The sequence below is a fragment of the Anabaena sp. FACHB-83 genome, from assembly GCF_014697485.1.
In the GTDB taxonomy this organism is placed as follows: domain Bacteria; phylum Cyanobacteriota; class Cyanobacteriia; order Cyanobacteriales; family Nostocaceae; genus Nostoc_B.
Window position 1 is genome coordinate 1 of the sequence record NZ_JACJRY010000072.1, and the last position, 24,437, is coordinate 24,437.

General features: G+C 40.6%; 21 protein-coding genes and 2 pseudogenes. 10 read left to right on the top strand and 13 right to left on the bottom strand.

Features of this window, described 5'->3' with window-relative positions:
• Positions 1-577 precede the first annotated feature (577 nt).
• The 3 genes from H6G79_RS33990 to H6G79_RS34000 are packed head-to-tail and all read left to right on the top strand — an operon-like array spanning position 578 to position 2,298.
• Positions 578-1,687 (top strand): site-specific integrase, encoded by a 1,110-nt coding sequence (locus tag H6G79_RS33990; protein ID WP_191049411.1) that lies wholly within the window; start codon positions 578-580, stop codon positions 1,685-1,687.
• A 21-nt stretch (positions 1,688-1,708) separates the two neighbouring features.
• Positions 1,709-1,945 (top strand): hypothetical protein, encoded by a 237-nt coding sequence (locus H6G79_RS33995; protein ID WP_191049412.1) that lies wholly within the window; start codon positions 1,709-1,711, stop codon positions 1,943-1,945.
• A gap of 38 nt (positions 1,946-1,983) precedes the next feature.
• Complete coding sequence (locus tag H6G79_RS34000; RefSeq protein WP_191049413.1) at positions 1,984-2,298, top strand: hypothetical protein; 315 nt, start codon at positions 1,984-1,986, stop codon at positions 2,296-2,298.
• A 124-nt stretch (positions 2,299-2,422) separates the two neighbouring features.
• Here H6G79_RS34000 and H6G79_RS34005 read toward each other — a convergent pair whose 3' ends face one another.
• Positions 2,423-3,466 carry a M42 family metallopeptidase gene (locus H6G79_RS34005; RefSeq protein WP_190592648.1) on the bottom strand — a complete coding sequence of 348 codons (1,044 nt, stop codon included), beginning with the start codon at positions 3,464-3,466 and terminating at the stop codon, positions 2,423-2,425.
• Positions 3,467-3,528: 62 nt separating this feature from the next.
• Between H6G79_RS34005 and H6G79_RS34010 the strand changes: the two genes are divergently transcribed.
• Complete coding sequence (locus H6G79_RS34010) at positions 3,529-4,305, top strand: class II aldolase/adducin family protein (protein WP_190592647.1); 777 nt, start codon at positions 3,529-3,531, stop codon at positions 4,303-4,305.
• Here H6G79_RS34010 and H6G79_RS34015 read toward each other — a convergent pair.
• The 5 genes from H6G79_RS34015 to rpsO all read right to left on the bottom strand — a co-directional run bounded on the left by H6G79_RS34015 (position 4,247) and on the right by rpsO (position 9,392).
• Positions 4,247-5,299: an SGNH/GDSL hydrolase family protein gene (locus H6G79_RS34015; protein WP_190592646.1), complete on the bottom strand. Its 1,053-nt coding sequence runs from the start codon at positions 5,297-5,299 to the stop codon at positions 4,247-4,249. The two genes, H6G79_RS34010 and H6G79_RS34015, sit on opposite strands and share 59 nt — an antisense overlap.
• Positions 5,300-5,490: 191 nt before the next feature.
• Complete coding sequence (locus tag H6G79_RS34020; protein ID WP_190592645.1) at positions 5,491-6,864, bottom strand: S-layer homology domain-containing protein; 1,374 nt, start codon at positions 6,862-6,864, stop codon at positions 5,491-5,493.
• A 217-nt stretch (positions 6,865-7,081) separates the two neighbouring features.
• Positions 7,082-8,140 (bottom strand): 3-deoxy-7-phosphoheptulonate synthase, encoded by a 1,059-nt coding sequence (gene aroF / locus H6G79_RS34025; RefSeq protein WP_190592644.1) that lies wholly within the window; start codon positions 8,138-8,140, stop codon positions 7,082-7,084.
• A 502-nt stretch (positions 8,141-8,642) separates the two neighbouring features.
• Complete coding sequence (locus H6G79_RS34030) at positions 8,643-9,110, bottom strand: PAM68 family protein (protein WP_190592643.1); 468 nt, start codon at positions 9,108-9,110, stop codon at positions 8,643-8,645.
• A gap of 12 nt (positions 9,111-9,122) precedes the next feature.
• Entirely contained in the window at positions 9,123-9,392 is a 270-nt protein-coding gene (rpsO, locus tag H6G79_RS34035; protein WP_190592642.1) for a 30S ribosomal protein S15, read from the bottom strand.
• 395 nt (positions 9,393-9,787) lie between these two features.
• Between rpsO and H6G79_RS34040 the strand changes: the two genes are divergently transcribed.
• Both H6G79_RS34040 and H6G79_RS34045 read left to right on the top strand, forming a co-directional pair.
• Positions 9,788-10,054, top strand: a complete 267-nt coding sequence (locus tag H6G79_RS34040; protein ID WP_190592641.1) for a hypothetical protein — start codon at positions 9,788-9,790, stop codon at positions 10,052-10,054.
• Positions 10,051-10,866 carry a phosphate/phosphite/phosphonate ABC transporter substrate-binding protein gene (locus tag H6G79_RS34045; protein ID WP_190592640.1) on the top strand — a complete coding sequence of 272 codons (816 nt, stop codon included), beginning with the start codon at positions 10,051-10,053 and terminating at the stop codon, positions 10,864-10,866. The genes H6G79_RS34040 and H6G79_RS34045 overlap by 4 nt, the downstream gene beginning before the upstream one ends.
• A 16-nt stretch (positions 10,867-10,882) precedes the next feature.
• On the opposite strand, the gene H6G79_RS34050 is transcribed toward H6G79_RS34045, so the two are convergent.
• Positions 10,883-11,371 carry a DUF1499 domain-containing protein gene (locus H6G79_RS34050; RefSeq protein WP_190592639.1) on the bottom strand — a complete coding sequence of 163 codons (489 nt, stop codon included), beginning with the start codon at positions 11,369-11,371 and terminating at the stop codon, positions 10,883-10,885.
• A gap of 810 nt (positions 11,372-12,181) precedes the next feature.
• On the opposite strand from H6G79_RS34050, the gene H6G79_RS34055 reads away from it, so the two are divergent.
• From H6G79_RS34055 to H6G79_RS34065, 3 genes are read left to right on the top strand one after another with little or no spacing between them, the layout of a single operon-like run.
• Complete coding sequence (locus H6G79_RS34055; protein ID WP_190592638.1) at positions 12,182-12,751, top strand: heme NO-binding domain-containing protein; 570 nt, start codon at positions 12,182-12,184, stop codon at positions 12,749-12,751.
• On the top strand, positions 12,741-16,652 hold the full coding sequence (locus tag H6G79_RS34060) for a response regulator (protein ID WP_190592637.1): 3,912 nt from the start codon (positions 12,741-12,743) through the stop codon (positions 16,650-16,652). The genes H6G79_RS34055 and H6G79_RS34060 overlap by 11 nt, the downstream gene beginning before the upstream one ends.
• A gap of 21 nt (positions 16,653-16,673) precedes the next feature.
• Complete coding sequence (locus H6G79_RS34065; RefSeq protein WP_190592636.1) at positions 16,674-17,858, top strand: PP2C family protein-serine/threonine phosphatase; 1,185 nt, start codon at positions 16,674-16,676, stop codon at positions 17,856-17,858.
• A 482-nt stretch (positions 17,859-18,340) separates the two neighbouring features.
• On the opposite strand, the pseudogene H6G79_RS37835 reads toward H6G79_RS34065, so the two are convergent.
• Together H6G79_RS37835 and H6G79_RS34075 are read right to left on the bottom strand one after the other, a co-directional pair.
• Positions 18,341-18,520: pseudogene (locus tag H6G79_RS37835) on the bottom strand (sugar transferase); the annotation flags it as partial.
• Between the two features lie 112 nt (positions 18,521-18,632).
• Entirely contained in the window at positions 18,633-19,886 is a 1,254-nt protein-coding gene (locus H6G79_RS34075) for a tetratricopeptide repeat protein (RefSeq protein ID WP_190592635.1), read from the bottom strand.
• A 462-nt stretch (positions 19,887-20,348) separates the two neighbouring features.
• Here H6G79_RS34075 and H6G79_RS34080 point away from each other — a divergent pair, with 462 nt between their 5' ends.
• Positions 20,349-20,906, top strand: a complete 558-nt coding sequence (locus H6G79_RS34080) for an HdeD family acid-resistance protein (protein WP_190592634.1) — start codon at positions 20,349-20,351, stop codon at positions 20,904-20,906.
• Positions 20,907-21,120: 214 nt separating this feature from the next.
• On the opposite strand, the gene H6G79_RS34085 is transcribed toward H6G79_RS34080, so the two are convergent.
• The 4 genes and pseudogenes from H6G79_RS34085 to H6G79_RS34100 all read right to left on the bottom strand — a co-directional run.
• Positions 21,121-21,942 (bottom strand): hypothetical protein, encoded by an 822-nt coding sequence (locus H6G79_RS34085; RefSeq protein WP_313934716.1) that lies wholly within the window; start codon positions 21,940-21,942, stop codon positions 21,121-21,123.
• A 480-nt stretch (positions 21,943-22,422) separates the two neighbouring features.
• Positions 22,423-22,941 (bottom strand): DUF2382 domain-containing protein, encoded by a 519-nt coding sequence (locus H6G79_RS34090; RefSeq protein WP_190592633.1) that lies wholly within the window; start codon positions 22,939-22,941, stop codon positions 22,423-22,425.
• Positions 22,942-23,009: 68 nt separating this feature from the next.
• Positions 23,010-23,915: a DUF2382 domain-containing protein gene (locus H6G79_RS34095; protein WP_190592632.1), complete on the bottom strand. Its 906-nt coding sequence runs from the start codon at positions 23,913-23,915 to the stop codon at positions 23,010-23,012.
• Positions 23,916-24,141: 226 nt separating this feature from the next.
• Positions 24,142-24,327: pseudogene (locus H6G79_RS34100) on the bottom strand (DUF2382 domain-containing protein); the annotation flags it as partial.
• Positions 24,328-24,437 lie beyond the last annotated feature (110 nt).

A 24,437-nucleotide genomic window follows, 5' to 3' on the forward strand; every position in this document is an offset into this window, starting at 1 on the left:
GGTCAAAAATTTTGAAAGAACTTTGGAGAATGCGACGACTAAAATTCATCTCTGTTTTGTCAGACTTATGCTCAAACGGTTAGCTACTTCATAGATCCCAAATGGGTTCTATAAGGAGCATAACGGCGAACATCCCCTTGAGACTTCCGCTTCCACTTCCGCCAAATCCTATTACTTAGCGATTAAGTCACTGCTGGAAGTTCACGGGGAAACTTATGTGATTGAGCAAGTTTTAAAAATGGGTGGGCGGCGCTGGGCTGAAGGTAAGGCGCTGCTGCATCAAATTTTAGATGAAGGGAACGCAAATGGATGGTAAATGCGATCGCGTTTTCATGCCACAGAAGCGCGATCGCACCGATGAGAGTTTTACACGGTCAATAGTTTAGCTGAAAAAAATGAATGAACGATACCAAATAGTAAAACTACCTTTTTGTTGTGAAAAATGTAACTCTAATGGGTGGTATTTGGATCAGCGCCATGCCGTTTACGAGTGTATGACCTGCGGTTATTTCTTTCTGTCGGTAATAGGTCAGGATGACGATGAAAATCTTGAAGATGAACAGGCATGGATGAATGAGTGAATGAGATGATAGAACAGCGAATTAAAGAAGCGAATGGACGCTTAAAAAACAACTACTGTGGACTAAGAATTGAGCAAATCGGAGGACGGCTGTACATTCGGGGAACATTGCCTCCCAAGGCATTATTAGGCAAGAACAAACCTTATCAACAGAGGATATCAGCCGCCAACGCTAATGCCGATGGGGTAAAGATAGCAGAGAGACTGGCTAAGAAAATCAGCGTGCAAATCGACGCGAAAACATTTGATTGGGCTGATTACCTTGATTTGGAATTAGCTGAAGACAAGAAAACAATAGGAGAATTAATAGTTGATTTTGAAAAAGAATACTTTCTAAGAAGAACGAAGACATTTAAGACAGAAACGACTTGGAACGTTGAATATGTATCAGTTTTAAAATTTTTACCCCAAAATGATGTTTTAAGCATTGAAATTTTAAAAGATATAATTATTCAAAAATCAAAACCAGATACGCGGAGTAGAAAAAGGTTTGCATCTACTCTGACCATTTTTGCCAAGTTCGCCGGACTGAACGCTGATTTTTCGGAATTATCAGGTAACTACTCATTATCTAAAAGACGACCCCGTGAGATTCCGAGCGATAAGCAAATCCAGGATAGTTTTTACTTGATTCAGAATGATTCTTGGCGATGGGTTTACGGGATTATGTCAGCTTATGGATTAAGGAATCATGAGGTTTTTTATGTTGACTTAGCGACCTTGAAACCGGGAAAAGGGATAACAATAACTGATGGTAAAACTGGCTCAAGAATTGTGTGGCCATTGCATCCTGAATGGTTTGATGTATTTGAACTAGCATTTCCTAAATGTCCAAAAATAGACCTTGATCGCCCCAATCGGGTAATAGGTGAAACTGTAACAAGATATTTTCGTCGGGCGAACATCCCCTTTTCACCTTATGACCTACGCCATGCTTGGGCGATACGCTCATTAGAATATGGAATTGATATTTCATTAGCAGCCAAGCAGATGGGACACTCCCTAGAGGTTCACAGCCGCTTGTACCATAGCTGGATAGACGAGAAAGCACACCAGAGGGCTTTTGATTTAGCCCTCAGTAAACGCGATCGCCCTCTGCCACCATGAGACAAAATCTAACTTTTGACTATGAGTTTATATAAAGTTACTTATGTTGAAATGACTCCAGATGAAGCGGAAGAATCAGACGGTTTAGAACTTTTAGATTTGATTGCAGAAATTGATGGCAATGTAGATGATGCAGTTTGCTTCTGGGCGGCTGATCAAGGGTACAGCATAGTTAATTGGAAGCAATTAACTAGTGTTAATAAAGAGCCAGAGATGTATATGTCACCGTGTAGTTATATATATCTGGGTGATTCTTAATTATTATTCATTTTTAAATTAGAGACGAAATAAGAGTTATGTCTAATGTGCCTGAAACAGTTTCAATTAAATGTCATCATCCTGGTTGTGAAGAAACAGACGTAACCGAATGCTTTTTACCTGATAACGAAACTAACATACCAGATGAGTATTATTGTTCAAAACATACTCAATCTCATGGATATTGTTACGGCTGTGGTCAATTTTGGGGCGGTGTAGAAAGTTTTGATTTTGCGTCTTGCCTTGGTGGCATTGAAGGGTTATGTGAGAATTGCTCAGACGCTTTAAAGTCTGAATTTGGGGAAGACGACTATGAAGATGACTATGAAGATGATTATGATTATGGTTTGTAGATGATGATTATTGCTCATAAATGACGAAATACAAATTTTGAACATTGAATTACCCAGTAATTACGATTACTGGGTTTAGTGTTTCGTAATCAGCAGGCCACGGGTTCAAATCCCGTCATCGGCTTTATTCGGTGAATGTTTCGCAAAAGCCTTTTAATAGATTAATACAGTTAGCGATCGCACCTAAATGAGCAATTTCATAACCGTGGGTGTTTTGTGTGGGAAATGCCAAACAAGATGCACGACCGACATGACCAAATTTCATCGCAATGGAAGCATCACTACCAAAGCCACTGAGAATAGTTAATTGTAAAGTTATATCTAGTTGCTTCGCAGCACGGCACAATTGCAAATTCAAGGTTTCGTCATATATGCCATAGGCATCTTGAGACAGCAACACCGGACTTTCATTATCCTGTATGGGGTATTCTGGAGACAAGGGACAAATTTCTAAAGCAATCAACGCATCTAATTGCTGATTTTGGGTAAAAAATAACGCCCCAATTGCGCCGACTTCTTCTTTGGCTGAGGCGACTAAATACACATCACAGCCTGGTTGCTTCAGGGTTTGCGCTAAACCTAACAAAATCGCAACTGAAGCTTTATTATCTAAGGTGTAACTGGCGATGTGATTGTTTAAGCGAATGGGATGTTTGCGATGTTTGCCAACAACCATTCTGGTTCCTGGTCGAATACCTGCGGCTTCTAGTTGGGCGGTGGTGCGCTTGGTTTCAATCCAGGCATTTTCCCATTTTACAGGTGTGTCTTCTTGTTGGACTTTTTGCGGAGATTCGTGAGAGACATGGCGAGAACCAAAGCTGAGAATACCAGAGATAGTTTCATTGTCGCCTAATAAATCAACCACGCCTTCGCCATAAACCCAAGGAAAAGCACCGCCAAGCTTGCGGACTTCTACTTTACCTGCTTCGCCAACTGTTTTGACAATTGCGCCAATTTCATCTTTGTGGGCGGTAATAGCGATCGCTCTAGTAGAGTCTTTCCCTGGAATTTTAGCAATAATATTGTCAGCGCGATCGCTCCAAACTTCTACTCCCAGGGCAGCAAATTGCTGGAGTAAAAATTGGTTAATCTCACCCTCTACACCGCTAGGCGAATGGTGCATCACCAATTCTTCAATAATCTTAAATAACTGTTCGTAATCCCACATTTATTAAAATTATTCTGTCTTCTGCCTTATCCTAACGATAAATATTCACCACTGGCTTAATTATGCAAACAATATCTGTACAAAAACCAAACGCACCTGAACCACCAAAATTTACTTCTATTACCGAAGAACGCCTACACCGGAAACAAAGACTAGCCGCCGCCTTGCGGTTATTTTCCCGCTATGGCTTTGATGAGGGAATTGCAGGTCATATCACAGCACGCGACCCGGAAACGCCGGAACACTTTTGGGTGAATCCTTTTGGAATGCACTTTGGTTTAATTCGCGTCAGTGACCTAATTTTAGTCAATCAAGAAGGTGAGGTAATTATAGGCGATCGCCCAGTGAATCGGGCTGCGTTTGCCATTCATTCCCAAATTCATGCAGCTAGACCAGATGTCGTCGCCGCCGCCCATGCTCATTCTATCTATGGTAAAAGCTGGTCAAGCCTTGGTCGCTTGCTTGACCCCCTGACTCAAGATGCTTGTGCTTTTTACCAAGACCACAGCTTATTTGATGACTATACAGGTGTAGTGCTTGACCCGCAGGAAGGACAGCGCATTGCCCAAACCCTGGGGACAAACAAAGCCATTATCCTGAAAAACCACGGTTTACTTACTGTTGGTCACTCAGTCGATGAAGCTGCTTGGTGGTTTGTGACAATGGAGCGTTCTTGTCAAGCACAATTATTAGCTGAGGCTGCGGGTAAACCTAGCCCGATTAAACATGAGTATGCAGAGATAGCACATACTCAAGTTGGTTCGCATAATTTAGGTTGGTTTAGCTTTCAACCTTTATACGAGATAATTGTGCGTCAAGAACCGGATTTGCTGGAGTGACAGCCAGCTTTTTTTGTTGGCGCTTGCGTATTCCAACTCCACCCACAACACCAAGCGCCAATAATCCTAAAGTTGTAGAAGATTCGGGGACTTCCTGTGCTTGGATGGCGGCTAGTGCGGTATCTGCGATAAATTGATGCGCCGTGGTAGTTGGGTGAAAATCGTCCCAAAACAAAAACTTAGTTTGGTCGTTTCGGCAGATATCAAACCGAGATAAGCAAGAGTCAGTAACATTATTAAACCCGAATTGCGCTGGAGATGCGATCGCCCGATTAAATAAAGAATTGACATCCACAGGAATAACATTCAGATTGGGATTTTGACTGAAAGCAGCGACAGTTGCTTGCAAGCCAAAATTAAAATTATTGCTTGATTGCGTCAGACTAGCCGGAACTCGATTATCTACAGTAGCGCCTGGAAGCTTGCCTAAATCGGGCAAGTTAAACACTAAAAGATTTCTTGCACCCACACTCACCAGGGTACTTAATGCCTGAGTAATGTTATTAACTGGTATTGATGAGTCGTCGGGATTAGGGAATAGAAAGTCATTAGCACCACCCCACACAACATACAGTGCATTTGGGTCAGCAGTCTGGTTATTAGCCAATAAAGACTGAGCAAATACACCTACTTGTCCTAAAACTCCCGGTAATGGTGCATCTCTCACAACCGCATTACCCAAACCAGACGAAGAACCACCAAAGGCAAAGTTAATACCTTGGCTGGGATTACCATTATTCAAATCGGTGATTAAAGCAGGGTTTAATCCTAACTGATTACCAAAATATTCCAACCACAAAGGGCCATTAGAGAAACGGCCATTAAAGTAAGGCGGACTTGCTGGAAAAGTACCACCCGTGGCATTGAAAACATTACCTGTATCAGATAAGCTATCACCAAATACATAAAGCTGGCTAAAATTCGCAGCCAAAGCTTTCTGCGGCAACACCAAAGATACAACGACAAAACCAGCCGCCAACAATCGTTTTTTCATCTGCTGCGTATCCAGTAAAAAGATATTTGAGAAAAAGGTAAATGTACCGACTGTATTTTTAAATGATGGTTAAAATTTGTAGTTACAGTTCCAAATTTCTGCAATTTTACTGAAAAAGTCGCAGCAGATAAAGACGCAGCAAAATATATTTACTGAATTTTCACGATTTACGAATATTGTATAAAGAAGAATCAGGCAGGCGATCGCTTCACCTTCAAAGCATCAGCAGCCGATACACCCTCGCCTAGCGTGCCAAAATACCATAAAGCCGCCGCCGCCTCAGCACGAGTCACAGGTTTTTTCGGTTGAAATAGCGTCGTATAACCAAATACTCGCCGAATATTTGATTGTTCCGCACTTTGGAAATCTGCCAAAATTGCCCTTAATGCCTTCGGGTCGATTTTCCCAGCATCTTGGAAACCCCAAGTTTGTTGAACTGCATTTAAATTAGCCGTGGGTAAAGCTTGGCGAGTATCCAAAGGCACTTTCCATAAAATCATCTGTTCCCTAGTTAAAGGTGCATCAGGACGAAACAAAACTGTGGTTGTATCTCCTGATAAGGTACTAGGAATTAAACCAGCTTCAGCTAGTCCCTGAATTGCGGCAAAATCTGGGTCTGTTTTTGCTACATCACTAAAAGCAGGTTGCGTACTTTCACTAGCCAAACGTATCTGCTTAGTAGAATTGTTCGGATACATCGCATTATTAGCCGCAACCAACCAACGCGCATAGATTCGGCGGGTGATAATTTTACCAGGTTCAAATAAATTCGTGTTATTTGTATTCGCCTTATTTGCGGGAGATTCCACCGATAACACACCCAAGGCGGCTAAATCTTGGATATGTTGACGTAATTCTTGTGGTACTTTGTTGAGGTCAGCAAATTCTTGAGATACTGCTGTAGTTGCAGTGGTGGTTGAATTATTGGGTGTAGTGTTGAGTTGGGGAGTTGTAGTGTTAGGTGCAACTGGCCCAATAAACTGCGGATCACCAGCTTGGGGAGTATTGTTAGTTGTGGGCTGAGATTGTGCAGTATTGGTACTATTGGGCGCATAATCAATCACGATGCTAGTAGCTGTTTGTGGTTGATTAGGTGCAGGATTTGTCACAGATTGGGGTTGGATAGATACTTTGACTAGCAAATCATTGCGTCGTGCTTCAAAAGTACCTACATCATCAGTTGGCTGTTGTGAAATTTGCCAGTTATTATCTTGCAACTGGCTACGATAAAAGCTGGTAATAAAATTGCTGGGGTCAGAACTCAGCCAACGAGTTGATACTTGATTATTGGAATTACTTGCAGGTGTAACTTCCTGAAGTGTGGCATTAGTATATAAGGGAATCTCTTTGGGAAAATCCGCAGGAAGCTGGACTGTTGTTGTATTTTGCGCTGGTGCTTCGTTTTTACTAGTTTCTCCAAAAACAACTGGGTTGTTTTGCAGTCGAGGATCAGCCGCCAAAGAATTTTCCAGGTTTTTAGCGGCTGGAGTGTTGCTACAAGCTGTTAGGGAAGTAAGTAAAACAGCCAAGCTTAATAAGGCGGCTGGACGTTTGCAAAGAAACACAAGCAGGAATGGATAAATTACGTGTCCTTTTCTACCCTAGCGCAGACTGGCAAAAGTTCACGATTGATTGGAATTTAGATTTCTTAACATCGCACTAGTAACACCTGAGATGTACTCTACAAAGAACACTACTAAAGGAATTGGTAAAGGTATGGGGTGTAAGTATTCAAAACCCTTACACCCCCACAGATAATTTTGGTGCGTAAGTCCTGTTACCTTAAGCCAAAGCGGTTGCAGGTTGTGGCCAGCGTCCTACAGCTTTGCCAACCACAGCCAATTCTTGCATTAACTGGTCAAAACGCTCTGGTGTCAACGATTGTGGCCCGTCAGATAAAGCTTTTTTCGGGTTGGGATGCACTTCAATCATGAGAGAATCAGTACCAGATGCGATCGCAGCCATCGCCATAGCCGGTACAAACTCAGCCCAGCCAACACCATGACTAGGATCAATCATAATCGGCAGGTGTGTGAGTTTTCGCAATACAGGTACTACCGATAAATCTAGGGTGTTGCGGGTGTACTGGCGGTCAAAGGTGCGAATACCGCGCTCACATAAAATTACATTCGGATTTCCCGCCGCCAAAATATACTCAGCCGCCATTAACCACTCTTCAATTGTGGATGACATTCCCCGTTTCAACAGCACCGGCTTGGGTTGTGCGCCGACTTTTTTCAGCAGCGAGAAGTTCTGCATATTTCTCGCCCCTACCTGGACAACATCAGCAATTTCCGCAATTTTATCAAGTTCAGCAGCGTCCATCACTTCAGTGATTATACCCAACCCGCTAACTTCTCGCGCCTTGGCCAGTAAATCCAAAGCACTTTCACCATGTCCTTGAAAAGCATAAGGCGAAGTCCGGGGTTTGTATGCACCGCCGCGTAAAAACTTAGCACCTGCGGCTTTAACTCGCTGTGCTGTTTCCACAATCATTTCTTCGTTTTCTACCGAGCAAGGGCCAGCCACCACCACTAACGGATATTGTTCGCCAAAGACAACTGCACCATCAGGAGTATTCACCACCACTTCTGAAGCTTCGCCATGACGAAATTGACGACTAGCGCGTTTATAAGGCTGTTCTACTCTTAAAACTTGCTCAATCCACGGGCTAATTTCTTGAATTTGTAGGGGATCTAAATCAGCAGTATCACCGACTAAACCAATTACGACTTTGTGTTTACCTATAATTTTTTCTGGCGTTAGTCCCCAGCTAGTTAGTTCCTCGTCAATGCGGTTGATTTCCGCCTCTGGGGAACCAATCTTCATGACTACGATCATCTTAAATTACCTGATTAGTTGAGTGAAATATCAAACGAATAAGCTTAACTATATTGTCGTACTTCTCAGTGTGGCGCGTAATTTTTAATGATGAGAAATTAACATTTATTAGGTGACAGGTGACAGGTTATGAGTTATGGGTTACAGGTTACAGGTTATAGGTTAGAGAGTTAGAAGTCTTTTGCTGTCGGTTACGTTTACTAAACTTATTTCGTCAGACGTGTTAATGGATGTACTTATTCAAAACCCTGACACCGTTCGCCTGACGCTCACGGCGAAGCCCTATACTTTTTCACACCCACACCCAGTCTCCACAGATAATCTTTGTGCGTAAGTCCTATATGTAAAAAAATAAGGCGCTCAGTCTTGGAACTACTGGATATTGGGTGACATCAGATAGTAGATTTCTGGATTAGCAATGTTGAAGTTATATAACTTTAACTTCAACATTTATGCGTAAATTACCCAATACTGAGTTATCTGAATACCTGAGCGCCAATTGTCAGAGGTTCTTTTGTCGAGTTTCGCGCCAAACCGCTACCATACGTCCGAAATTGGTGGAAAACTCACTGATTCCGAGTAAACCTCCTGGTCTTTCTTCATCCCAAGAGGCTGAAAGAACGCCGTAAGTAATGCCTAACACACCTAAACCAAATAGCCCCATATTAACCAGTAAGACGGCAACAGGAGCTATTTTGATCTGGGCTTGTGTCGCTAGTAGATAGCTAACTACTAATGTAGTAATCCCTAACGCTGTGGGGACACCACAAAAAAATGCCACCCGCCGAATCATCCTCTGACTCACCACTTTGGGAATAGCCATTTCTTCTTTTGTCAATGGCGGTTTCTGGCTGGCTGATTCTGTGGAAATATTGGATTTGATGGGATTTTTTTGAACTTTTACAGGTTTTTGGCGTTTTTTGTTCGGTTCAAAAGGCAAACGACTGCGTTCAGATTCTTCAGCAGACATAAGCGATAGTCCCTATCCACGAATACCAAGGCGAGCAATCAAAGCTTGATATTTTTCCCGATTTTCTTGCTGGAGATAAGCCAGCAGGCGTTTACGATGACCAATCAGCTTAAGCAAACCACGGCGGGAAGAGTGGTCTTTTTTGTTTGCTTGGAGGTGTTCGCTGAGGCGGTTAATTCGCTCTGTTAACATTGCGATTTGGACATCAGTCGAACCAGTATCGGTTTCGTGAACTTGGAAGTTGGAAATTATTTCTTGTTTGCGCTGTTGCGTCAGAGCCATGATCTATTTTTCTAGTTTTTCTAAATATATGCAGCAGTCTCCCATAATATCACAGCCATAAAGCTGTATGGGGAATTAGTTGGCAGTGATTATTAATTATGAGTATTTTTGCTAAACTTTTACATTTATTTTAACTCTGGCGATCGCTTGACGTATTTCACTTATATTAGTCGTTGCAAATATCACAATGAATAAATATTTTCCATTGCTGTTTATACTCTTTTGCTTTACTAAACATGATTTCTCTGCCATCTAATACGTAGAGATGTTGTATACAACATCTCTACATTTTGGATAAAAGCTTGCTTGTGGCCTCAAGCTATGCCATATTAATATACATCACTAAATCTATCGAATTACCGTATTTATAGGACATAGCTCAAAAGGTAGTAATAATGACAGTTGCACAGCAAAATACAGCATCCTTAACTATTGGCTTAAATAATTCTCAGAACATTAATCAAAGCCTGTGGCAGCCTGTGTTGATTGGGACAGCGTTTTTTCAGCGATTGTGGTCGCATACTAAAAGCTATGGCATAGTTTTCAAGATTATGTTTTTGACCTTGATGAGTCTAATTTTCCTCAGCATTCATTGGTCATATCGCAAGCTAATCATAGTTCCCGCACTACAAAATGAATTGGATTTGGAGAGTCATCAGTGAGTGAACTAACAAAGCTGCGGGTCATATCTTACTTAGCGCCGAGTTGGTTTGGGTTTTATGAAGCAATTGTGGGTTATGTTGGTCGGATTTTGGGAGTCGAAACCCAACTACAAGCAAGTCAATATGACCCGCTACAAGACCCAACACTCTTAACGAACCAGCTAGATTTAGCGTTTATTTGTGGTTTACCTCTGGTCAGATATAATCAAGTAGCGAAAAATCAACTACAACCAATAGTTGCGCCAGTGCTGGATGCACCACGTTATCAAAACCATCCTGTTTACTTTACGGATGTGATTGTGAATGCCAATAGTCATCTGTATAGTTTTGCAGACTTGGCTGGTAAAACTCTGTGTTACAACGACCTCGGCTCTAATAGTGGCTATAATCTGCTCCGACATCGGTTATTACAAGGTCAACACCCAAAAAACTTTTTTGGACAGACAATAGCATCAGGATTTCACCAGCGTTCGATACGTTGGGTGGTGGATGGGCTTGCAGATTGCGCGGGGATTGATAGTGTAGTTTTGGAACAAGAACTACGAGATTTTCCTGAGTTATCTGAACATTTGCGAGTGATAGAAGTGATTGGCCCATGTCCGATACCGCCTTTAGTCGCTGCACCACATTTAGATAAATCAGTGATTGAGCAGATTCAAGCAGCCTTACTCCGACCTGATGCAGAACTTCAAATTGCTATGACCAAAGTTGGTGTCAAGGGTTTTGCGGCTGTGGATTTATCAGACTATGAGGCGATCGCTACAATCTACAATACTGCAATTCAGGCAGGCTATGAAGTAATTGGTAACTGAGCGATCGCACTGCAACTTAAATCTTTAAATCGCGCAAAGCCAGACGAATTTGCTCTACACGTGTGCGGTTGACACCAAGATCCGATTGTCCGACACGAGACGCAGAACGGATATGAATCACTGATTCATTTTCAGGAAAATAAAACTCCACATCATCAATAAATTTGAAGATGCGACTCTTAGAAAGAGCGTGAATGTAATTATCTGTTTGTTCTATCACCTCTGTTCGAGGAACAACGGTGAGAACCTTGAGTAAGGTTGCGCGTGCTGTATCCCGGTCTACATGATAAGCGATCGGTTCAATGGCGTGTTTTGCATCCGCACCTTGACTTACAACACAGTTTGGCGAACTCGGACAAGCGGTTAGATGACCATGATCAATTCCCAAGCTAGAAGCAGCCCAAACAGGAGTAGGTAGAGTGAAACTACTAGCTAGGGCGATAAATATGACAACAGCCATATTCAACAGATTTCGTTGTGTAACTGCTGTGAGCCAACGCATCATAATCAATCCACTCCTCAAGGTTAAATAACACTTAACTTATACAATACCTTTGCCAATTTACAACGCTCAGTCCTGAGTGCTGAGTGCTGAGTGCTGAGTGCTGAGTAAGAAGAAAGAGGAAGGAAGTACTTCTGCACTATGGTAAAAGCCCCGCCCGATGTTAAGCGGAATCCTATTACCGAGAGAAGGTTGATACCCCACCCCTTGCGATGCCCTGAGCTTGTCGTTCGCGTAGCGTCTCCGGTAGGAGAAGGGTCGAAGTGTGGGTGGTCTTTTTAACTCAGCACTCAGCACTTTTAACTCAGCACTTTTTATGAAGGTGAGTTTATCTATAAACTCCCATTTCTCCAAGGCTGGGCAAAAACAATAAGTCCTAAAAATTCTTTCAAGGTTTCCCGTAAGCATTTTTTCATATATTGCACGCAGTCTCAAGGGTTTGAGCTTCCTAGCTACTTTGTAAGCTAAACGCTTATGTATGAGTCATTTTGCCGTTTTTGCCAAAATTTTTGTAGGCTCTTATTTTGACAAAGGTATTGTATGTAATGGTCGTTTAGATTCTTTCCCTCATACCTCTAAGCGCGCTTAACTGCCTTCAGAATCTTTTGTGTGTGCTAAATAGATGATTTAGCTTTCAGCTTGTTGATTTTATACTTATTAATTTAAGTGGACAAAAGGTAAGCCGGAAAGTTATAAATTTTAGGAAATTGACTTTATAGGATATATTCAATTTTTATCAAATCAGAAATACTGGCGACAGCCCACAAGTTACTTAAGCAATAAATCACACTTTTACACAAGCAAGGTAAGAAAATGTACGGGCTAGTGAACAAAGCAATTCAAGATATGATTTGTGAGTGCCACGGAGAGGATATTTGGGAAACTATTAAATACAAGGCAGGACTGGAAGATATTGACTTTTTTATTGGTATGGATGGTTATTCCGACGATGTTACCTATAGTTTGGTTGAAGCGGCTTGTGAGGTGTTGAGTATGCCTGCACAGGAAATTTTGATAGCTTTTGGAGAATATTGGGTTAACTATACTGCCAAAGAAGGCTATGGAGAACTTTTAGATAGTGCTGGAAGTTCCTTACCCCAGTTTATCGAGAATTTGGATAATCTCCATGCGAGGGTAGGTTTAAGTTTTTCTCAACTTAGTCCCCCATCTTTTGAGTGTGAACACACCAGTGAACAATCTATGAATCTCCACTACCAATCTACTCGGCAAGGATTAGCACCGATGGTGATTGGTTTACTGCATGGATTAGGAAAACGTTTTCATACGGATATAGATATTACCCAAATAAGTTTTCGTGAACAAGGAGATGCTCACGATACCTTTGCTATTAAATACACAGATACGCAATCTGATGACAAATAATGAGGCGATCGCGTTAAGGCAATTCAGTTTTAGTGCTGACCAATTTGCAGCATTGTTTCCCTTCCATCTGGTAATTAATCAAGAAATGCAGATTATCCAGGTGGGTGAGGTACTTCAGAGGATTCTCGAACCGATGACCATCCTCAATAGCTCCCTAGAAGCACATTTCCGCATCAAGCGCCCCAACTGTGCAGTTAGTTTTGAGGCCATTTGTCAACAAACGCGATCGCTGTTTCTTTTGCAATCTCTCCACAAAGATATGCAACTCAAGGGACAGATAGTATGTGTGGAGGAAAACAATCATCTAGTATTTCTTGGTTCTCCCTGGATTACAGATATTACCGCCCTCAAACAACTAGAACTGAGTATTGATGATTTTCCTTTATACGACTCAGTTTCAGATTATCTATTTCTCTTACAAGCCAAAAATTCTGCTCTCACAGATGCCAAAAAACTGACCACGAAACTCACAGAACAACGAGCCGAATTAAGAGCCACAGCTTCACGATTAACAACACTAATTGAAAGTCTGCAAATTGGTGTTTTGTTAGAAGACGAAAACCGCCACGTTGTTGTGACAAATCAAGAATTCTGCGATCTATTTGGTATTTCCCTGCCTCCAGAAGCTTTACAAGGCATGGATTGTCGCCAAGCATCCGAAATGAGCAAACAGCTGTTTGTGGAGCCAGAAAAATTTATCCAGCGTGTACATGAGTTCCTAAATCAAAGAGAGATAGTTGTCAATCAAGAATGGCAACTCCAGGATGGGCGAATTTTTGAACAAGATTATGTACCTATTATTGTTGATGACAAATTTTATGGTCACTTGTGGAAATATCGTGACATCACCCTGAGAAAACAATCAGAAAATGCCCTGAAATTAAGTGAAGAACGGTTAACATTGGCGCTAGATGCTGTAGAAGAAGGGCTTTGGGATTGGAATTTAGCTACTGGAGAAGTTTATCGTAGCTCACGCTGGTACACAATGCTGGGTTATCATCCAGATGAGCTAGAAGACAATATTAAAATTGCCAATGGGTTAATCCATCCAGAAGACCGATTTTTGATGCGACAACGGCTGATAGCTCACCTCAAAGGTCATACGCCTTTTTATGAGGCAGAAGCACGCTTTCTCACTAAATCAGGAAAATGGAAATGGATTTTAGATCGGGGTAAGTTGGTAAATCGAGATTTCCAAGGGAAATTTCTGAGAATGGTGGGAACCCATTTAGATATTACTGAACGCAAAAAGGCAGAAGAAGAGCTACAGCAGCAATACCAACGCGCTCTTTTGCTCAAGCAAATTACGGAAGAAATTCGCCAATCCTTACAATTAGAAAAAATTCTCCAGACAACAGTGACGGAAGTGCAGCGTATTTTGCAAGCCGATCGCGTTTTAATCTTCCAAATGAATCCTGATGGTTCGGGTAAAGTTGTACAAGAGGCAGTAATTTCAGGTTGGTCAGCCACTTTGGATCAGGATATTTACGATCCTTGTTTTTACAAATACCTAGATTTGTATCGTCAGGGAAGGATTAGCGTCATTTCTAATATAGAGCAAGCAGCATTACAACCTTGCCATGTAACATTTTTACAGAGGTTTCAGGTAAAAGCCAATCTGGTTGTCCCAATTTTGGTGCGGGAAGATTTGTGGGGATTATTAATTGCCCATCAGTGCGCTCACCCTAGACAATGGACTGAGTTAGAACTGGATCTCCTCAAACACCTAGCCGATCAAATGGGTATTGCCCTCACCCAAGCACAATTGCTGGCGCAAGAAACTCACCAAGCCAATCTGTTAGCACAGCAAAACAAAGAACTTAGTGTTGCCAAGCAAGCAGCTGAGGCTGCAAATTTGGCCAAGAGTAATTTTCTCGCCACTATGAGTCATGAAATTCGCACTCCCATGAATGCGATCATCGGTATGACGGGATTACTTTTGGATACTCCCCTGAAGCCTGAGCAAATCGATTATGTAGAAACTATCCGTAACAGTGGAGATGCCTTATTAACGATTATCAATGACATCCTCGACTTTTCTAAGATAGAGTCTGGAAATTTAGAGTTGGAAGAACAACCTTTTGACTTGCAAGTTTGCGTGGAGGAAGCCTTAGATTTACTGGCTCCCCAAGCAGCCTTGAAAGGTATCGAATTGATGTACCAATTCCAACCCCATACACCGACTTTAATTATTGGTGATATTACCCGCTTACGCCAAATTCTCTGGAATTTAGTCAGCAATGCAGTGAAATTCACCACAGTTGGAGAAGTCGTTATCACAATCACCGTGCAGCAACAAGTTCACCAGCCAGAAACCACAATTGGAGATCATGTATATTATGAATTTCTGTTTGCGGTGAGTGATACAGGTATAGGAATTGCCAGCGATCGCTTAGATCGACTATTTAAGCCCTTTAGTCAGATAGATGCTTCCATGAATCGGCGTTATGGTGGCACAGGTTTAGGTTTAGCAATTAGCAAGCGCCTGAGCGAGATTATGGGGGGCAGAATGTGGGTAGAAAGTGAAATTGGTCAAGGTTCTACTTTCAATTTCACCCTCACATTGCAAGTTGATCCTTCGGCGATTGATGGTTCTTGCAGTATTTATCCAGAGCTTGTTGGTAAGCGATTACTACTGGCAGCAGATAACGTCAATTTACAGAAATGTTTAACCTGGCAACTTCAGAGCTTGGGAGTCCATGTCCAAGCAATAGAATTAAAGGCTGTTCCCCTGTGTTTAATCAAGCAACAACCAGCCTTTGACCTAGCTATATTGGATATCGATAGCCCCCAGCTGAATATTCAGGAACTGACAGATCAAATTCGAGCTATACCCAAACAAAAAAATCTACCTTTGGTGATGTTGAGTTTTAAAGGTAAGCAAACCTTAGAGGTCAAGCAGGTAGCAACTGAGTTTACGGCCTTTTTGCATAAGCCTGTGCGACAGTACCAGTTACACAATACCCTCTTACAAATTGTCCGTGGGAGTTGGTCTACTCAAAGAATTGATGCTCAAGTTACCATTCCTTCTTACTCCCGCTTACCTACACCACATCTACCCAGAATTAATGACAACTTAGGGCAAAATTTGCCACTGAAGATTCTTTTGGTAGAAGATGTGTTGGTGAATCAAAAAATTGCGCTCAAAATGCTGCATCGGTTGGGTTTTCGGGCTGATGTGGCAAATAATGGACGTGAAGCCCTGGAAGCTTTGCAACGGCAATTCTATGATGTTGTGTTTATGGACATCCAAATGCCGGAAATGGATGGCTGGGAAACTACTATCCGCATTCGTCAGGAATTCTCTCCTCATACTCAACCCTGGATAATTGCGATGACTGCCCATGCTCGCCTAGAAGATCGTCAGGAGTGCTTAAGAGTTGGGATGAATGATTACGTCAGTAAGCCCATTCGTTTAGAGGCGCTGGAAGATGTGCTGAAAAAGTATGATATTCAGCAATATCAAGATGCAGCTTCCTCTGAGCCAATAGATTTACCTGAATCTGCAATAGCCTCCATCACGCCAGAATCTGACGTAGCAGCAGTAATTGACTTAAGTTTTCTGCAAGAGCTAAAAAACATGGCTGGTAGTGATGGTGAGAATTTAGTCGCTGAACTGATCCAAGTCTACTTAGAAGATACTCCAATGAGAATCCAAATAATTCAAGAGGCTATGAAAGTGGGAGACAGAATAAAGTTGCAAAAAGCGGCTCATGCTTTGCGATCGCCTAGTGTGAGTATTGGTGCTGTGAACCTGGGCGATATCTGTGAAACTTTAGAAAATTCTGCCCTAGATCAATCATTAGAGCAAATTTCTGTTCTGGTTCAGCAGTTAGAAAGGGAATATAAAAAGGTCGTTACGACTTTACAAAATCTTTCCACCTGTGACACTCACTCATAAATATACTAATCTCTCTAAAATATGGCTGAAATATCCAATTCTCCCGTAAAAATTTTAGTAATTGATGATGATCGCCTGATCCAACTAGTTTTAAAACAAGCTCTTCAAGCTCAGGGATATGAAGTAATTCTGGCATCTAGTGGAATACAAGGATTAGAACAAGCTCATAAACACTATCCGGCGCTGATCATTTCAGATTGGCAAATGGATGAAATGGATGGCTTAGAACTGTGCCGCAAAATTAAATCGGAACCATCTTTATCATCGACTTTCTTTATTTTGCTCACTTCCCGCAAGGCTGTAGAAGACCGCGTTGAAGGTTTAGATACAGGTGCAGATGATTTCTTGAGTAAACCCATTGATGTGAATGAGCTAAAAGCAAGGGTTAGAGCGGGATTAAGACTATATCAAACAAATCAAGAACTCCAGAAATTAGCTCAAGATTTACAATTGCAAAAACAGCTTTTAGAAACAGAATTAAATGAAGCTGCTGATTATGTTAAGTCTATTCTTCCCAAACCACTATCAGGATTAATTAGTATTAATTCTCGGTTTTTTCCCTGCCGTCAATTAGGCGGAGATTGTTTTGATTATTATTGGTTAGATGAGGATAATTTAGCAATATATTTACTTGATGTTTCTGGTCATGGATTAGCTGCGGCTCTGCCTTCAATTTCTATACATAATTTGTTGCGATCGCAATCTCTACCTCAAACTAATCTCTATAATCCATCTGAAGTTTTTCACAGCTTAAATAAAGTGTTTCAGATGGATAAACAAAATAACCAGTACTTCACTATCTGGTATGGGGTTTTTAACCGAATTTCTTCTCAGCTAACTTATGCTAGTGCAGGCCATCCACCCGCTTTATTATTTTCGCCTACAACTGATTCTGATTTACAAGTACAACAATTAATTACCCCCAACTTGCCTATTGGAATATATGCCGAAAATCAATACTATAATGCTATATGTGATATTCAACTTAGCAGTAAATTGTATGTTTTTAGTGATGGACTTTACGAATTTGAAAAGCCTGATGGCAAAATGTGGAATTTACCCAGCTTTATTGATTTAATGACTGGATGCAATCAGCAAGCATCAACTGAATTAGACTCTATTTTAGAGGCAATTAAAAATGCTACAGGTAGTCAAATATTCACAGATGACTGTTCTTTATTAGAAATCAATTTTGGTAATGAGTAGCTTTTTGAATAAATGCTCATTGATCGGAGAATACTTCAAAAGCCGTTGTTGTACCACTGATATCTAGAATTATTTTAATCTGCTCATTTATTCCACAAAAGTATTAAATTCTGAATCAATCAGGTTGCTTACTCGTTCATTAATTTGTCGGCCTTTTCTACCATCAAAAATCCCACTAGATTTTATAATTTTTACTTTAGAATTCATAATTTGTCGGGTAAATGCTATTTTTAAAATAAGGTATTCAAGAAGTTTAGATATCAGGGATTGTGAAAGAATGGGAAACTATACCTCATGCCCATTATGAATAACAACTAAATATGTCTGTGTTAAAAACTGTCGTTATAACAAGGCAGAAGGCAGATGAGAAAAGGTTTTTAGGCAAGTTTATTGTTTGTTACATACTTCGGTTTATTGGCATCTTTCTATTTACTTAAAAATTTATTTTCTTTTTGAGTAACAGACAGTTTTTATCTCCTACTTCACGAGTATAACTTTAATGTGAAATCGTAGAGTAAACTCAAATTCTGTTGATAACGCAAATCTAGTTCAATTACATCCTCAAAGTTACGGATTTTTGAACAACCATTAACTTGCCATTCACCGCTAATTCCCGGTCTCACATCCAATCTTTGCCAATTGCTCACTTCATATTTTTCTAAACAGGATTGGCCCCGGACTATCAAGTTTAATAGCGATCGCCATCGGGACAAAAAGTAAGGCTGTCACACCCAAGCCAATGAGCGCCCCGCCAAGATTAATAGCTGTAACCTATCACCTAGCCACCACTGCATAAACCTGACTTTGTTTTTCACTATGCCAAACTGCATCTCGATATACTTGCTCAAATAAGGCTCTTTGAGCATGGCTACCACCTATCCGATGCAGTTTTGGTAGTACGATTTTTAATTCAGATTTAGCTTTGGCATAGTCTCCTTTAGCATGAGCAATCATACCTCTAGCTGCTGGAATTGTGACTTCTAACCAATTCTGACGCAAGTATGGATTAATGGTTTGAGTATGTTTTTGCATACTCAAATACATCTCGTCTACCCAGTCAAATTGTCTAGCTTTGGCTAAGGCATAAATGTAGTGCAAGTCTTGAAAGGGTAAAGCATGTTCATTAATGCGAGGAAACAGATAGGTGCTGATATCTTGCCAACGACTACCAACATCAACACCGCGCAACTCTAGTCTGAGCAATAATGCGATCGCTCCTACCTGATCCTTGGGAGATTCTTTTCTGGCTCGACCCCACACATAAGCATCATATAGGGCTAATACTTGTTGGATGTCGCCTCGTTCTAAATAATAAAGCGCCACATGCCACCAATTATGGGTGTACAACATAGAGTTGCAGTTTTCCCAGGTATCTGCCAGACTTTCCATCCAAGCAATACCTTCATCTACTCTGCCTTGAGTTTCCATAACGTGGGCAACTGCATGATGCGCCCAAGGGTCACGGCGATTGATAGCTGTGGCTTTTCGCCCCATTGCTTCGGCTTGTTCTAGTTGATGGCATTGTTCTAAACCAAAGGCCACCATACCGTATAGATAATGGTTGTCTGGATTGGCGCTGAGAACGTTTTGAGCTATTTTGAGTAATCTTTCTTGATCCCCTAAATAGAAGTAGTGATATTGTCCTTGCTGCACCGAAATTAAATCACGCGGATAATTTGCGGCTATTTTTTCGTGTAAGGCGATCGCTTGATCAACTGCTCCCATTGCCCAAGCGGCGATCGCCTGGATATACAATCGTTCTCGTTTGGTGATCCCAAATAATAGCCCTTGCGCCGCTTGTAAATAAGGTCTTGCTTGTTTCCACGCCTGAGCATTTTCTTGCGTCAGATAATAAGCTGCTGTATAGGCATAAAGCATTGCACAACCTGGATCTGCTTTCACACCTTCCAGAATCACAGTTTCAATATCTTTGCCATAACTGAGGGATTGATCTATAAATTGGTTGATAGCTGCGATCGCTGCTGGTGAGTCTGTCGTAACTTCAAGGCCTTGCGCGTCTTTTAACATTGTTTATTCCTGGCTGTATGGTGAGCAAAGAAAGTCAAACAATTTTTGATTTTAAATTTGGATTTGAGATTGATTTCACAGATAAATCTAGTGGTTTCTACCATTCAGAAACCATTGGTAATAGGCTGTTCAATGAGTAAACATCACTAACTCGATAGATTTACCGTATTTATTTTCCGAGTATGTCACAACTACCGTAAAAACTGCAAGGCCATATTGAAAGTTTCTGCACAGCCCTTATGTAACAGGACTTACGCACAAAGATTATCTGTGGAGATTGGGTGTAAGGGTGAAAGGGTTTGGGGTGTAAGGATTTTGAATAAGTACACCCCTACACCCTCATCCAACAATATTCATCCATCTCGCACCATACAGCATTAGTCAGATGGAAGAAGAGCCAGAAATTTCCATCATTGATTTAAATGACCAAGCCCTTCTGGTAGGGAAAAGCTTTGAAAGACTATGAGAATAGGAACCCGGTTAGCAAAACACTGGTGGACACTCGCATTGCGGGGAACACTCGCCATCATATTTGGTTTAGCAGCATTATTTTGGCCAGGAATTACCTTAACAGCCTTGGTATTTTTGTTTGCAGCCTTTGCGCTAGGTGGTGGACTATTATTAGCGATCGCTGGATTTAAAGACCATCTCGGTAACATCCACGGCTGGTTATTGGTAATTGAAGGTGCAATTGGAATTGCAGTGGGAGTTATGGCATTTATTTGGCCGGGAATTACAGCATTAGTTTTGCTTTATTTCATAGCGGCTTGGGCAATTATCACAGGTATATTTGAGATTATTGCAGCCAACCATTTACGCCAAGAAATTGACGATGAATGGTTGCTCATCGCTGCGGGGATTGCATCTCTGGTTTTTGGCGTGCTACTGATTATCTGGCCGATTGCAGGAGCGTTAGTAATTTTATGGATGACGGCTGCTTATGCGATTATGTTTGGTGTTCTGATGTTGCTTTTGGCGTTCAGACTACGTAAGTGGGGTGAAGAACGCCGTTTACTTTGAAGATGTTAATACCAAGTTGCAATCAAAGACAGGAATTACGCACCAAGATTGGGTGTGGGGGTGTAAGGGTGTAAGGGTTTTGAATACTTACACCCTCATACCCCTGCACCCTGTTCTAAAACCTTATTTTTTCGTTTTTTTGCGTAAGTCCTAAAAGATAGTAATTTGGGCTGGGAGTAGGAATAATATTTCTGAACGCAACTTAGTATGAGGACTAATTCGTAACTACCAATACAGGTTGATTTCGATATTTTGCTACCAATTGCTTCCGTAAATTTAAATCCCAAGTTAGGTTATAGTCTCGCTCTAATTCGGCAATTACTAACGGACGTAATACACCAGAAACAGTTACTTGTTCTCCTTGCTTCACTTTTGGTTGTGGCTTGCTGTGGAGTATGAGTAAATCTTCTCCACCAAATAATTTGTCTTCATCTAAGGTATATGCGATCGCACTACTAATATTTTCAACTTCACCAGTTACAGTGAGTTTTTTACCATAATAGGCGCTGGGGTTGGCAGTCAGTTCACCGGGGTTAGGAGATAAAGCTAGTGATTTGGCAACAATTACAGGTTGATCATCATAATCGCTGTAATATTCAGACTGCAAATCTAATTTATAATCTTGATTGATTTTTGCTAAATCAAATCTGCGAACTTGTCCAGTAATTTGCAGGGGTATATCATTTGTACTGGGCAATGTAAAAGGCTTGCCTGTGGCATTAATCACTAAAATATTTTGACTATCAAATAGCTCTTTATCATTAACTGTAAAGCTTGTAGGGCCAATTAATCTAATCGGTTGCGTTCTAATTGTGACAGTTTTACCGATGAGTTCATCTGTTTTATCTGTTACTTCTGCAATTTCGTTGTCTACTACTTCTCGACTAACTTGGTTACGTTGTTGCTGGGGTGTGGCTGGAGTGATAGCCTGTGGTTCGTTATAATTGCAAGCCGGGAGGAATATTGCCATTAATGTAAGCGCGATCGCACCTTTAGCCTGTTTCCAGTGAGTATAAATATTACTTGTATAATTCACAATTAAATATCTCCTTTTTTAAATAGCAAAATTTGATTTAACACCAAATTTTACAGCTAGTTAAACTTAGCAATAAAATAAAATCACGAATTGATTTATATACTGAGATTATATTTTCATCATTGTTTTTTCTTCTATCTTTTGAGCAGTTTTTGTCCTCTAACGTGAGATATAGAAAATAAGAATATGGTTTGCTCCAAACATCTATCTTGTCTCTAGTATCCCTGAATGACGAAATATTTTTGAATTGTCAGTATCTAATGTTGCATTTTATTTCTCTATAAAAAATTTAATTGACAATAAACCCTATCTTTGGGAAGATGTAAAGCTAAATCTGCAAAGATAGATTTTAGTCATTTACTGTTTCACACTCAGTAAGCTCCTCAAGGAAATTCTTGGGAGCTTTATTAATGGCTAATAAAATATATAAAAAAGTAGGCTGAGAAATTCTCAACCTACTATTAATCATCTGCTAGAAACTTATGAAAGAGATTGAGGCTGTTGACCTTTGGAGCAACGGTCAAACCACTCTTGATATTTTTGTTTGTGTGATTCATTGTCACATAAAATAGAGATTCGCACACGTTGACAGCCGTGATTTTTTTCGAGAGCGATCGCATTTAAAATTAAACTAGCAATTTTGGGTGAGCTAAACTCTCCATTCACCGTCAAATCACCAACAAAATTACCAACTGCGCCATCTTCAATTGCAGTTAAGGTAATTTCTGAAATTTCCTCTAATGCTAAATCTATTTCTGCTAGTTGCTTATATTGTGGGCTAACTTGTTCCACAATTAATTTTTCCCGCCGGACAGGTACTTCTACTATCCTCGTTTCAATTTCTTTGCGAACAATTACTTCACCGACTTTATGTATATTAGTATCAACTACTAAATGTTCTTCTAGTAAACGCACAATTTTTTCTTCAGAAAATTCTGCTAAATTAGCTTGTTCCATACTAATATTCTCTAATACAACTTGTGAAAGTTGTTTGGTCATTAGTCATTTGTATTGACTAAGGATAAGGCACAAATGACTAATGACAAAACTGAACACACCTCAACTAATTAGCGTTCTTCAATTGGGAGTCCAGGAGCATTGACATCTAACTCTTCCCGACGTATTGTTTCTTGAGCATCAACGGTATCTTGCTCTACCACTTTTCGGACTCGAACTTCTTCACGGACAAATGCTTCTTTGCGAATGTCAGCAGTTTCTTCGTGAATTTCTACACGCGCAAATTCGCCTTCACGGAAGTCAGCTTCTCCAGGCGCAACAACTCTACCAGCATCATCTGGGGTAATGCGTTCAATGACAACATGCTCTTTTTCCACTGGTACGGAAACTCTAGCAGTTTCAGTTTCGATATGTTTGCCAACAGCAACTTCACCTGTTTTTTGTCTTCTCTTATTAGCAACTAGCCGTTCTTCATATAATCTCAAGGTTTGATGGTCTTGTTCATTTAATCCAAATAAAGAAGGCTCTTGCTCGTAATTATAGGTATCGCGGGTGAAAGTTGGTGTGGTGACTGCTGTTGCTGGAGTAGCTGTAAAACCTGTATCTAATGTTGCAGTAGTATCTAGAGGTGTGGCTGTATCTACAGGGGTGGTACTATATTGGGGATTACGATAAACACCACGTACTCGTTCTTCATAATCGTAATCAACTTGGCGTTCGTCAAATTCTGGTAAGTCTTCTGCTTGCTCTCTGGTCATACCCACAGCATAAACGCGATCGCGCCCATAATCAATACGGCTACGACCTACCGGCAATAATACTTTTTTACCAAAAATCCAGAAACCTAAGTCAACAACTAAATAGCGAAAATGTCCTTCATCATCAACTAAAACATCATTGACTGTACCAATCTTTTCATCATTTCCTTCCGTATATACGCCTAAACCTTTAATATCATTACCTTCCAGAGTATCACGATAGTCTGGATCAAATTCATTTAATTTGTAAAGAGACATTATATTTTTCCTCGGAACTCGTATATCAACTTTCAATTCTTAAGGTAAAAATTTATTCTCTTCTATACATCTTTCTCTCGAATGAAGTACCTTAATTTCAAATTATCGAAAGGGAGATATTTTTCCGCCTCATACTATTTCAATTTATGGATAATACAAATAGAGACATAGAGGCTAAAGAACAAGGTCAAAAGCCCCTACATTTTTTTGAATTTTGTACTTTTAACTAAATAGTTCCTTGACTATCTTTATTATCTACCTGCAACTCACCTGTAGTATTCACATCTAACTCTTCGCGGCGAATTGTGTCTTCAGCTTCTACGGTGTCTCTGTCTACTACCTTTTTAACTCGTACTTCTTCCCGAACAAAGGCTTCTTTGCGAATTTCTGGTGTTTCTTCGTAAACTTCTATAGAACCCATTTGGGATCTAGTATACTGATAAAATAACAGTATGTTTTGTCACTTATGTATTTAAGCAGTTTAACAGATGAAGAGTGGCTAATTATTGAACCATTATTACC